Origin of the sequence: Paenibacillus sp. PAMC21692, assembly GCF_014303795.1 — a bacterium.
Taxonomy (GTDB): Bacteria; Bacillota; Bacilli; order Paenibacillales; family Paenibacillaceae; genus Pristimantibacillus; species Pristimantibacillus agaridevorans.
In genome coordinates this window covers 634959-648055 of sequence record NZ_CP060293.1, presented here as the reverse complement: position 1 = coordinate 648055, position 13097 = coordinate 634959, and the positions used below count along the sequence as shown (strand labels likewise).

The following is a 13097-nucleotide window of genomic DNA, read 5'->3' as shown; positions in this document are numbered from 1 at the left end:
TTTTAGCCATCAGCCTTTGACCGAACCGATGACCAAGCCTTTCACGAAGTACTTCTGCAAATACGGATAGAGGAATACGATCGGACCGATCGTCACGATCGCCGTCGCCATCTTGACCGATTCCGAAGGCAGCGTCATATCGCTTGTCCCAGCCAGCATCGTCATCTCGTTAAGCATGCTGATCTCCGATTGCAGCTGCAGAAGCATAAATTGTAGCGGGTACAAATCCTGGTCGTCGATCAGCATGATCGCATTCCACCAGTTGTTCCAGTAGTCCAGTCCGTAAAAGAGCGCAATTGTCGCCAGAACGGGCGTGCACAGCGGAAGATAGATCCGGAACGCGATCGTAATATCGTTGGCCCCGTCAATGGTCGCCGACTCACGAAGCGAGTCGGGCACGCCGTTCATGAAGTTGCGCACCAGGAACAGGTTAAACGGACTAAACAGCAGCGACGGAATAATCAGCGCCAGAATATTGTCGGTCAGACCGAGCATGCGGTTCATCATATACCAGGGCACGATCCCGGCGGAGAAAATCATGGTGATAAAAAAGTAAAGCGCCAGCAGATTCCGGTATTTCACATGTTTGTTCGCCAGCGTATAGCCGGCCATCGACGTTACCAGTATGGCCAGAAGCGTGCCGACGACCGTGACAAAGATGGAGATGGTGTAGCTCTGCATCACCTGAGAGCCGCCCGTAAAGATCAGTTTATAAGCATATAAGGAAAACTTCTCCGGGAAAAGACTGTAGCCGTTCTTTAATACGGCATCCTCGTCCGTGATCGATATCATCAGCACCAGCAGCATCGGAATAAAGCAGATCGCCGAATAGATCGAGATCAGCGCATACATCACCGTCTTGCTAAGGGAAAACTTCTTCATGACTAATCCTCCTGAAACCTCGCCGCGGCAGATGCCTGCCGATGCGGGATCTTAATACAAAGCGCCGTCTCTAAAAAATTTGCGGGTAATCGCGTTCGTGCCGAAGACGAGGATGAACCCGATGACGGACTGGAACAGCCCGACGGCCATCGCTTCGGAAGGGTCGCCGATCTGACGCAACGAGCGGAAGACATACGTATCGATAATGTCCGTAGTCGAATACAAGGTGCCGTTGTCGCCGATCAAGGCATAGATCATGCCGAAGTCCCCATACATAATTTTTCCAATCGAAAGCAATGTTAGAATGATGACAGTGGGCATCATGAGAGGAAGGGTGATGCGCAAGCACATCTGCCATCGATTGGCCCCATCGATCTCGGCCGCTTCATACAAGGTTTCGTCGATGCCGGTAATGGTAGCCAGATAGATGACGGCGCTCATGCCCGCGCCCTTCCATACGTTCATCGCAGTGAGGATGGCGGGCCAGACCTCCGGCTCCGTGTACCAGTTGACAGAGGCGATTCCGAGCATATTCAACAATTTATTGATCAGTCCCATATCCATGGAGAAGAAGGCATACAGCACATAGCTGACCACGATCCAGGAGATGAAATGCGGGAAAAGCATGACCGATTGGCTGATCTTGACAAACAGCTTCTTGCGCAGCTCGTTCAGCACGAGCGCAATCACAAGAGCCGTCAGCGTACCAAAGGCAATAAAGAGCAAATTCAGGAAAATGGTATTAAAGGTGACTGTGACGGCTTTGTAGGAGCGAAAGAAAAACTCGAAGTTCTGCAGCCCCACCCATTCGCTATTGAAAATCCCCTTTGTATAATTAAATCGTTGAAAAGCAATGATCATATACGGATAAGTCATATACCCGAAAATGAATGTATAAACCATCGCCGGGAGGACCAGCAAGTAAGACGTTCCGTTCTTGCGGATATCCATAAACATGCCGAATGTCTGTCGCTGTCTTTTTTCCAATTTCGTATCCTCCTATAAGTTTTGTGAGCGTTGCATTAACTCTATATCAGAGTCCGGGTGCTGCCAATTTTAAATACCGGATTTCGCTTTCACTATTCGTACATTGGCTTTCAAATATCCGAAATGACCATCATTTATAAGGAATGAAGTATCTTTTTAAGCGGGTTTATTCTATATTGGTTAGATTACACTAGCTAACTGGAACGGAGGCTTCTCATGCGACTTACTATGGATCGGCTTGTTCGATATAAGGCATTCCAGAAGCTGACCATCTCCTACTTCCTGCTCATCCTTCTCACAGTCAGTCTGCTCTCCACCTATCTCTTTTATTTTTTTTCGAGGAGCGCTATCCAAGAAATAGATCGCAATTCCAAAGCCGTGTTATCCCAAATAAGCTACGCATCCGATGTCGTCTATAACCAAGCCATGACGATCGGCAATTCCTTGCTCACCCAACCGGAGATTACTTCATTTTTGCATGATACGCAGGAGGATAAGACGAGGAATTACCATGTCTTTCAACAATTGTCCCAGATTCAAAGCTCGTATCCGTATATCCACAGTATCGGGATTTATCGACCGTCCACGGCGACGGTCGTCGATACGGCAGGGCTTCCGTTTGATTCTTCGCTCTACGCCATCAGCGCCGAACAATATATGGAGTTTTACCCGAGGAGTCTGACCGTTCCTAATAGCAATCAGAGGGCGCCGCTGCAGTTCCTGACCTTTCTGTTGTACCCGGACTTCTCTTTGCGAGCCACAAATAATCCGCTTATCTACATTAATGTAGAAGAGCAGTCCATCCTGACGACGATCCGCAAAATCGGAAAAACGGATTCAACCAACAACGTGTTCGTCATCAACAAGGAAGGCAAGGTGCTGTCTCATACGGATTCGAATCAGTTTCTGGACGATTTGTCGGGTACGGGGTACGTGCAGCGGATTTTGGGTCAGGATGAGACGGAGAACAGCTTTACGACGACGATTGATCATAAGAAGCATCTGGTGGCCTATGTAAAGTCCAGGGAACTGGACTGGTATTTTGTGAGCGTTACTCCCTACTCCAGTCTTATCTCTGACATTAACCATCTTCGCAATGTTACGCTGCTTGTGACGGGAGTAATCGTGCTGATCGGCTTGCTTGTATCCATTTTTCTGAGCAAAAGCATCTATAGGCCGCTATCCGCGTTGTTCGAGAAAATCATGCAGAAAACATCCGCTCCGCAGTCATCGTTTATCGACGAATACCAGGTCATGGCCGATATGTTCGCTTCGCAGGAGGAAAGAGAAAAGTCGATGCAATTCGTGATTAACCGATCGTCGCGAACGATTCGAGACCATTATCTGCATTCGCTGCTCAGAAGCCAATCGCCCGATACCTCCGTGCCCGAAGAACTCATTCGGGACATCGACGAGGAGCTTGCCGGGTCCTATTTCTGCGTGATCGTGTTCAAGTTCGATGATTTGGAGCCGGCGAGAGGAGGGGCGGAAAGCGGACAGAAGTCGCTGCTGCGCTTCGCCCTGGGCAATATTGCGAAGGAGATGCTGGAGTCTCTCGGTACATGCGATTATCTGACTACAGGGGAGAACGAAGGGGTAGCCATTTGCCAGTATGCAAAAAACGAGCGGCCAGAGGAGCTGGTACCCGCCTTGCGCAACGTACAGAGTTTCCTGAAGCGATACTTTAAGCTTACGGTCTCTATAGGGGTTGGCGATATAAGCTATGGCAGAAAAAACATCTCGTTTTCCTATAACTCGGCACAGCAGTACGTGAAGTATCGACTGATCTATGGAAAAGAGTCGATTCTGGACGCCCAGATAACCCGCCCGCATATTATGACGACCACAAGCTATCCGACCGATTGCGAGAAGAGACTGATCGAAGCCGTTCAATCCGGCAAACCGGACGCCATTCGGGAAGCCGCCGAACAGTTTATCGAGCAAATTTCAGACGGCTCGGTCAATCAGGTGATTACGTACAGCACGCAAATCATGCTTTCCTTGCTCAAACATTTTGATTATTTGCGGCATATTCCCGACTCTAACTTCACGGAGTATCTGGACGCGGTTACCGAAATCGAGGCTGCCGGGAACCTGGAGGAAATCAAGAACCTCTTCAATAGATATTGCGCCAATATTCGCAGTCTGATCGAGGAGAAAAACCACTGGATAAACGCGCAAAAGCACAACATTGTTATTGAGAAGGTTCAAAACTATATTCAGGAGCATTACGCGGAACCCAATTTGTCCCTGGAGCTCGTATCTAATATTGCAGACTTGTCTCCAAGTTATCTGGGCAAGTTGTTCAAGGGATCGACAAGACAATCGTTTAGTGAATATCTGAATTGTATCCGATTGGAGAAGGCCAAGGAACTTCTGACTTCTACGAGCGAGACGGCCGCAAAAATCAGCGAATCGGTCGGTATTTACAATACGACATACTTCTCGACATTGTTTAAGAAAAAGTACGGCCTGTCCCCTTCGGCTTTTCGGGAGCAGGAGGCGTTGATGAAAACGGAGAGGGATTAGGATTAACCGCGATTAATGGAGTGTGAGCTGTGGCACAAGCACAACCCAAAGGCTTTCGTTCGCGCAGAAGCTTCAAAATGAAGCTGATTGCCAGTTTATCCGCAGTCATTTTGATCGTTTTTTGCTTGAGCGGCTATATTTCCTATCGTATCCATCTTGACATCTTCGAGACGGAATTAAGCAAACAATTCGCTAAGGCGAATGAGCAGGCTTTGCTCAGACTGGAGCTTCGGATTCAAGATATCTATCGCATATCCGATTACGTTGTTTTTAATCCCTACGTCGAGGAAATCATCATGAATTCGATGAGCGAACGCGATGATGCAAAATATCAGCAATATCTGGATCGGATAGAGCTGGACGAGCTCTTGAACAAAGTCAAGCTCGACGCTCCCCAGCTCCGGTCCTTATACTTGTACAATCTGAACGGTCAGCCTATCTACACGAACAACAGCCTAGCCGTCAACATTTTGGGAGATGAGAAATACCGGATCATCGCAGCCAATCTGGAGGGAACCGACGGTGGGATCGTATGGGACAGGGTGGCGCTGCCCAGCTCCGTAGAAGAAAGCGGGTTCAGGGATGTAATTGTCGCCTCCCGTCTGATGAAGACGCCGCATCTGGTCACTTATGGCGTCATGGTGATGATCTTCGACGAGACGTTGTTTTCCAAATTTCTGACCTCGCTGAAGGAGAAGGAGACCGGAAGAGTCTACTTGTTTGATCCAAGAAATCAATTGCTCTACACCGATGAGCCCCAACTGGATCGCATAGCCGCAACCGACCTGCTCGATTTGCGCCAGACGGATATCCTTACGGTGGACGAGAATCCGCATCTGTTTACCAAGAGCCGCTCCGAAGAAATTTTTTTCTCGCTGGTCAGCTCCGTCTCTCTGAAGGATATGCAGGAGGACAGCCAGAAGATTGTTGAAGTGGCGGTTTATTCCGCTATATTGAGCATCATCCTTGCCTGGATTCTTGTCACCGTCACCAGCCAGCAATTGCTGCGGCCGTTGAAGCTGTTGATGAGAGGCATGCAGCAGCTCCGGCAAGGGAACTTCGAGACGCATATCGAGATTCAGACCAAAGACGAGCTGGCATTGATCGGACAAAGCTTTAACGCGATGGCCGCTAATATCAATTCCTTGATCCACGAAGTATATGAGCGGCAATTAAACGAGCGGGAAGCGGAGCTCAAGGCCTTGCAGGCGCAGCTGAATCCGCATTTTCTGTACAATACGTTGGATACGATCTACTGGGAGCTCTATCTTAAGGATGATATGGAGACCGCGAAGCTGGTCTTGTCATTGTCGGAAATTTTACGGTTCGCGCTGGAGCCCGTCAACGAGATGATCACCGTGAAGGATGAGATTCATCAAATTGAAAATTATTTAAATATCCAGAAAGCAAGGTTAAAGGATGATCTACAAACGGTTATTCGCATCGACGAAGACGTGGAGCATTGTCTGTTGATCAGACTGCTGCTTCAGCCGCTCGTGGAGAACGTGTTCGTCCATGCTTTCCGAGACAAGGAGCTCGACAAGTTTATTGAAATCCATGCTTACCGGCATGCCGATCAGCTGCGAATCGAAATCACGGATAACGGCTGCGGAATCGATTCGGATACCGCGGAGCAAATCATGCTCAGAAGCGCTGGCACGGCGGAACAACAGCGACGCGAGCGGCTAGGAGTAAAGAGCGTCTTGCGGCGCATTGATCTTGTCTATGGGGCTCCGTACGGTCTGGAGCTGGTCAGCGGGCTTGGAACGGGAACCACGATGAAGCTGATCCTGCCGTATCAGACGGAGACTGTCGACAAAGGAGAGCAACGATGAAAATCTGCAGAGTATTGATTGTCGATGACGAAATTACGATTCGCAAAGGACTCACCAAATTAATCGAAAAAAATGCTCCGAACTGGAGCGTCATCGGGGAAGCGAGAAATGGCGTTGAGGCTATCGAGCAGATTCGGACGCTAAGCCCCGACTTGGTGATGACGGATGTGCGCATGCCGCATATGGACGGCATAGAGGTGTCCCGGCATGTTCATGAAACCTTCCCCGGAACGAGGGTCGTCATCCTGACGGGCTACAAGGATCTGGAGTATGCGCAAGCCGCGATCCGATACGGCGTCCTGGACTTCCTGCTAAAGCCTTGCCCGGAGCAGGAATTGCTCAAGGTTCTCGATAAGGCTGGCCGGTTGATCATGCAGGATTTGCAGAAGAGGGAAGTCCACTTGCTGGAGCAGCAATTAATCGAAGAACATGTCGTCCGTTCTCTCATGCTGAGGCTGCCTTACGATCCGAACAAGCTGGAGGACATTCACGGGAAGTTCGCGCGCAAGGAATTGCTAATGCTGAAGGTCACGACCTATTTGCCAGATACCAAGTCCTACAGGAAAAGCGATCTGCCTTTATTGCAATTCGCCCTTACGAATATCGTGGAAGAGCTGATAGGAACGTTCAGGCTGAAGGGCAAGCTGCTGCCTGTTATCCATGATGTATACGCCGTCTTCCTGGAAGCTCACCCCTCGATACCGGAGTTCGCCGGGTCGCTGGGGGATGCGCTGGATCAGGTGTTGGGCATTCCGAACGTCATCCATCCCGTGGGCTATATCGAGAATGTGGCCCAATTGCCTGCCTGTTACGAGGCCGTCGCGAGCGAGAGCAGCCGTACGGATGCCCTGCCCGATTCGACGCTGGAATTGCAGACGGTTAATCAAAATAAAGTGAGAGCCGTGCAGGACGAGATCATGTCCAAGATTATGCTGGGCCAGTCCGATCTGATGAAGGAGTATGTGGCCGACTATACGGCAGGTCTGAAGGCTCTGCCCATCGAGAAGGCCAAGCTGGAAGCATTGACGCTCGTACTGTCCTTGTATGTCATCATTCAGAAGGAATTCAGCCAGGAGCAATCCATCCTTGATATCGGCGAGCCCTTGAGCGCCCTTCGGCTCATGAACGAGCCGGATGATGTGCTGACGTGGACGTCGGGGCAGGCGGAGCTGTTCTACCGCGAGTTCGGGAGCTGGCTTCAGCACAAGAACGAGAATATTATCGCCAAGGCGATTCGATATATCGAAGACCATTACATGGAGAGCTGCAGCTTGACGGAAGTTGCGGGGGTCGTGCATCTAAGCCACAACTACTTCAGCAACCTGTTCAAAAAGGAAAAAGGCGAAAGCTTCGTCAACTATGTGACGAGCGTCAGAATGGATAAAGCCAAAATATTGTTAAGCAATACCAATATGAAAATCGCCGAAATCGCCGAGTCCGTCGGATACGACGATCCCAATTATTTCACGACGGTATTCAAGCAATTCGTCAAACATTCTCCAAGAGAATATCGCAAGCATTCCAATAATCAATAGGGAACAATAACCCGCCATCCCTCATACCCGGATGGCGGGTTATTGCTGTTCAGCGGGCAAAAACGATAAATTCTCTAGTTCTAGAGATAATATTTCAAGGAATTCGGTCATGCGAACCAATACAATTACCTTATCGAATTTGATGCGAAGCACGAGACATTCCGTGTTCGACATAGTGGAGAGGTGGATTGATGACAGCCATGCAACCAGCACAGCCTAATCCGATAGATGCGGAACAACTCGGCAAGTACTCGCGGAAGCTGCACCGGAAGAGAAGGTTTAAGCAGAACTTGCCGCTACTGATGATGTTTTTGCCGGTTGTCCTTTTTTACGCCATTTTCAAATACGCGCCGATCGCGGGCAACATCATCGCCTTCAAAGATTACAACTTCTTCGACGGCGTCTTCGGAAGTCCGTGGGTAGGGTTTCATAACTTCGAGCTGCTGTTCAGCCAGACCCAGACGCTGGCCATTATCCGCAACACTTTGGTACTAAGCATCCTGCAACTGATATTCGGATTCCCCGCGCCGATCATTCTCGCCATTTTGCTCAATGAAGCGAGGAAGATGATCTTCAAGCGGACGGTCCAGACGATCGTTTATTTGCCCCACTTCTTCAACTGGGTCATTATCGGAGGCATCGTCCTGACGATCTTCTCCATGGAATCCAGCTTTATTAACCACTGGATCGAGAAGATGGCGGGATCGCCATATCCGTTCTTGTACAAACCATTCTCCTGGATCAGCATCTTCATTACATCGGGGATCTGGAAGGAGATGGGCTTCGGAACGATCATCTATCTGGCGGTCATTACGATGATCAATCCCAGCCTCTATGAATCGGCAAGTCTGGACGGAGCCAACAAGTTCAGGCAGATCTGGCATATCACGCTTCCCGGCATTCGCCCGACGATCATCATCTTATTCATCCTGGCAACCGGCAATATTATGGAAGTCGGCTTCGATCAGGTGTTCATGCTGCAGAATCCGGTCGTCGCCAATATATCGGAGGTCATCAGCACTTATATTTACCGGGTGGGCATCAAGGGCTCTCAGTTCAGTCTGAGCTCGGCCATGGGATTGTTCGAAGCTTTGGTCGGACTGGTACTCGTATTGTCGGCCAACTGGCTGGCTCGCAGATTCGATCAAGGATTGTTCTAGGGGGACGATGACATGAAAGCAACTTACAGCGACAAAGTATTCTACACGGTCAATTATATCGTTCTTACGATTATAGCCTTAACTTGTTTGTTCCCGCTGATCCATATTATCGCCTTATCGTTAAGCGATTCGAGCTCGATTATGTCGGGTCTCGTCACGCTGTGGCCGCGAGGATTCTCGCTCGAGGCCTATGAAGCGCTATTAAAGGGGACCAATGTGATGGGCGCGTTCAAGAACAGCTTGATCATTACATTGGTTGGCGTCGTGATGAGCATGCTGTTTACGATTCTCGCCGCGTACCCGCTTAGCCGCAAGTACTTCTACGCCAGAAAGGCATTCACCCTTTTTATGGTGTTCACCATGCTGTTCGGAGCGGGCATCATTCCGACCTACCTGGTCGTGAAGAGCCTGGGCCTGGTCGATACGTACTTCGCCCTCTGGCTGCCTGGCCTGATCAGCACCTACAATATGTTGGTGATGAAGAGCTACTTCGAGAATTTGCCGGAGGAGCTGCAAGAAGCGGCACGGATTGACGGCTGCAACGAAGTTAATATTTTGACCCGGATCATAATGCCGCTATCGCTGCCCATGATTGCAACGCTGTCCTTGTTCTACGGGGTGACGTACTGGAATGCGTTCATGAATGTATTGATCTACATTAATGAGTCGGGCAAATACAATCTATCCGTTCTCGTACAGCAGATGGTGCAAAGCCAGTCGGTTATGCAGGATCTGAACAACACGCAGCTCGAGGATATTCAGAACATTACGCCGCAATCCATCAAATCGGCAGGGGTTATGGTCATGGTCATCCCCATGCTTCTCGTCTATCCGTTCCTGCAGAAGTACTTCGTGAAAGGCGTGCTGATTGGTTCCATCAAAGGTTAATGAGAGGGGGAATGGCCTGGCTTGACCGAGCGGATTGTCTGTGATATATAACATTCCAACAAAGGGAAGGGGATTCATATGGCAACAGGACGTAAATGGTTAATCATGGGGGCAACGGCCTGCATGACGGGCGCGCTTCTGGCAGGATGCTCGGCAAAAGATAATAATAACGCCGCGGGAGCAGGAGAACAAGATTCCGGAGAAGCTAGAGGCAATATTACAAGCTCGCTGTACGACCGCGGCAGCGTTCCAGCGGCGGAAGGCACGATGGAGGATAACCGCTGGACGAAGTGGCTGAACGAGAACGGACCTGCCAATGTCAAGTACGTGCCTATACCGCGCTGGGAATCGACGGAGAAGTTCAATACCTTGTTCGCTTCCGGCAAGGCGCCGGATTTGCTGTTCGAATACGCTGCCGGACCGAAGGATACCTGGTATCAACAGAAGCAATTAATGCCGCTTGACGATCTCATCAATGAACACAGCACCGAATATAAGGCGCTGCTCGAGAAATATCCTTATCTCAAGAAAGCCGGAACATTAAGCGACGGCCAGCTCTATTACGTCGGCCGCCTGAACGAGGTAACGCCAATCCGCGCCATCTTCGTCCGCAAGGATTGGTTGGAGAAGCTCAATCTGGAGGTGCCGACCACGACCGAAGAGATGTTCGAAGTCGCTAAGGCCTTCACGAAACTGGACCCTGACGGCAATGGCAAGGACGACACTTACGGTATGGCGATAAGCCATCAGTCTGCCATTACGGTAGACCAAATCTTCCAGAACATGGGCTTTGTTGTGCGGGACGGCGAGGTCGTACGCGCTTGGGACAGCGCAGTAGCGGCTGCCGAATTCCGGAAGAGCTTGTACGATGAAGGCATCATTGATCGCGATTATCTAAACGACAAGAACGGCGAAAAGGCCAAGCAAGACTTCGTAACAGGGAAGCTGGGCATCTATCCGGTTCTCCTGAAGTGGGAACAGTTCATGAAGAACGAATATGTCACCTTGAAGCAAAATGTTCCCGATGCGGAAATCATTCCGATCGCTTATCCGGAAAGCCCGGCAGGATCCTTTAACCCGACGTTCCAGAATCCGGTGCAAATGACGGCGGCCGTGAACAGAGGCACAAAAGATCCGAAAGCGGTTATGGATTACATCGATTTCCTGGCGAAGCCGTCTACAGGAACAGCGCTGCAATTCGGATTGGAAGGCGTACATCATGAGCTAGACACCGCCGGCTGCCCGGTCTTGACCGAAGGCGACAAGAAGGGTGAAGTTGGCTACATGACGGATGCTACGATGCTGTCATCGTCCATGCTGGTGCTGGAGGGCAAGTGCGGCACCGCCAATATGTTCAACCCGGAGATCCCGATTGAGAAGGAAGGGCTCGATATGTTCGAGCTGGGCAAGGATATCTACTTCGATCTGAACCGTCCATATGCGGAAATTACGCATTCCGAGCATATGCCGCAGCTGCCTAACGAGCTTAGCATTACGCTTGGCGAGACGAACAAAACGATCGGCGAGCTGTGGGTCAAGGCGATCGTCAGCGGCTCCTCGTATTCGGTGGCGCAGGCCCTGGAGGAAGCGCAAAAGGTATGGGAGAAAGGCAGAGGACCGGAAGCCGAGGAATGGATGAAGAACTGGTATGCAGAGAACCAGGATACGGCATTCCTGGCCAAAGACATCTATGATTTCGTAAAACAACAAGAAGGACTATAATCGAATAGAAGTACGAGTCGGACTTTATAGCTTGTCTATAAAGTCTGACTGCATTCCAGGAAAAAATAAAATTCTATAGCCGGGAGATGTGTGATGAAGACGATCTTTATACTAATGGACTCCCTTAATCGCCATTATCTTAATTGTTACGGGGAAAGCTGGGTGCAGACGCCCAACCTGGATCGATTGGCGGCCAAGGGCATCGTGTTCGACCGGCATTACAGCGGTTCGCTGCCTTGCATGCCCGCGCGGCGAGAGCTGATGACGGGACGGCTCAACTTTCTCGAATCGCAATGGAGCCCGCTGCAGCCGTTCGACGAAGCGTATCCCGAGGAGCTGCGTCGGCAGTCGGGCGTCTACAGCCATCTGATTACGGATCATTATCATTACTTCGAGTCCAATGGCTGGGGCTACCACACGCCATTCCATACCTGGGAGTTCATGCGAGGCCAGGAAGGCGATCCCTGGCATCCCGGGGTTAAGGAGCCGGAAGTGCCGAAGTTCCGCGGCAAGAGCAAGCGGCAGGACTGGGTCAACCGCAGCCGGATGGATTCCGAACGCGACGAAGACTATCCGACGCCGCAATGCTTCTCGCAGGCCATCAAGTTCCTTGAGCGCAATCGCCAAGAGGATAACTGGCATCTGCATCTGGAGGTATTCGACCCTCATGAGCCGTTCATGTGCCCGTCCAAGTATCGCGAGCTTTACAACGATACTTGGAACAACCGCTATCACTTTGATTGGCCGGCGTATGCTCCCGTGGACGCGAAGGAGGAGGACGAGGCGGCGATCGCGCATATTCGCAAGAGTTATGCCGGCACGCTGACGATGGCGGATGCTTGGCTTGGCAAGCTGCTCGACAAGATGGACGAGCTTGATATGTGGCGGGATACGGCGGTCATCTTGACGACGGATCACGGGCATCTGCTTGGCGAGCACGGATACTGGGCCAAAAATTATATGTTCGATTACCGGGAGCTCGTCCACATTCCATTAATCGCTTATATGCCTGGCGCCCCCATGAACGGAGGCAGAGTGAGCGCATTAACTTCGACGATGGACATCATGCCCACTTTGCTTCAATGCCATGGAGCGCAGCCATCGGCCCATGTGCACGGCCAATCGTTCTTCCATCTGTTCGAACGCGACGAGCCTCATCACGATGCGGTGCTGTATGGTTACTTCGGCAAAGACATCAACTTGTCGGATGGCCGTTTTACATACTGCCGCAAGCCGCTTCCCGGAAGCCTGGCGTACCATCACACGGCAGTGCCGGTTCGTTCGGGCGGACAGCCGACCGAATACGAGGTCTGCGAGATCGACCGTTTCCTGCCGCAGACGACGATGCCGGTCTACCGGGTACCCAGACCGTCACAGTCGCATCATAACGCAACCGACGAACATCTGTTATACGATCTTGAGACTGATCCGGAGCAAAGCAAGCCCGTTCGCGAAGAGGAGCTTCATAAGCAGTATGAAGCCAAGCTTCGCGAGCTGATGGAGAGATACCATGCGCCGGATTGGCAGTATGCCCGCGTAGGCTTGGAAAAGGTCTAACC

Annotated in this window: 9 protein-coding genes; 7 read left to right on the top strand and 2 right to left on the bottom strand. The window is 50.8% G+C overall.

Going from position 1 to position 13097, the window contains the following annotated elements:
• Positions 1-9: 9 nt before the first annotated feature.
• Together H7F31_RS02605 and H7F31_RS02600 are read right to left on the bottom strand one after the other, a co-directional pair.
• The gene (locus tag H7F31_RS02605; protein WP_087568307.1) at positions 10-882 is read right to left on the bottom strand and encodes a carbohydrate ABC transporter permease; all 873 of its coding nucleotides are present in this window, start codon (positions 880-882) and stop codon (positions 10-12) included.
• A 51-nt stretch (positions 883-933) separates the two neighbouring features.
• Positions 934-1839 (bottom strand): ABC transporter permease, encoded by a 906-nt coding sequence (locus H7F31_RS02600; RefSeq protein WP_087568501.1) that lies wholly within the window; start codon positions 1837-1839, stop codon positions 934-936.
• A 246-nt stretch (positions 1840-2085) separates the two neighbouring features.
• On the opposite strand from H7F31_RS02600, the gene H7F31_RS02595 reads away from it, so the two are divergent.
• The 7 genes from H7F31_RS02595 to H7F31_RS02565 all read left to right on the top strand — a co-directional run bounded on the left by H7F31_RS02595 (position 2086) and on the right by H7F31_RS02565 (position 13095).
• Entirely contained in the window at positions 2086-4398 is a 2313-nt protein-coding gene (locus H7F31_RS02595) for an AraC family transcriptional regulator (RefSeq protein WP_187102888.1), read from the top strand.
• 29 nt (positions 4399-4427) lie between these two features.
• Positions 4428-6233, top strand: a complete 1806-nt coding sequence (locus H7F31_RS02590; protein ID WP_187102887.1) for a sensor histidine kinase — start codon at positions 4428-4430, stop codon at positions 6231-6233.
• Complete coding sequence (locus H7F31_RS02585; protein WP_187102886.1) at positions 6230-7768, top strand: response regulator transcription factor; 1539 nt, start codon at positions 6230-6232, stop codon at positions 7766-7768. Before H7F31_RS02590 ends, H7F31_RS02585 begins: the two co-directional genes overlap by 4 nt.
• A gap of 200 nt (positions 7769-7968) precedes the next feature.
• The gene (locus H7F31_RS02580; protein WP_397374640.1) at positions 7969-8928 is read left to right on the top strand and encodes an ABC transporter permease; all 960 of its coding nucleotides are present in this window, start codon (positions 7969-7971) and stop codon (positions 8926-8928) included.
• Positions 8929-8940: 12 nt separating this feature from the next.
• Positions 8941-9816: a carbohydrate ABC transporter permease gene (locus H7F31_RS02575; RefSeq protein WP_187102884.1), complete on the top strand. Its 876-nt coding sequence runs from the start codon at positions 8941-8943 to the stop codon at positions 9814-9816.
• Positions 9817-9894: 78 nt separating this feature from the next.
• The gene (locus H7F31_RS02570; RefSeq protein WP_261800279.1) at positions 9895-11538 is read left to right on the top strand and encodes an extracellular solute-binding protein; all 1644 of its coding nucleotides are present in this window, start codon (positions 9895-9897) and stop codon (positions 11536-11538) included.
• A 93-nt stretch (positions 11539-11631) separates the two neighbouring features.
• Positions 11632-13095, top strand: coding sequence for a sulfatase (locus H7F31_RS02565; RefSeq protein ID WP_187102883.1), 1464 nt, complete (start codon positions 11632-11634; stop codon positions 13093-13095).
• Positions 13096-13097: the final 2 nt, after the last annotated feature.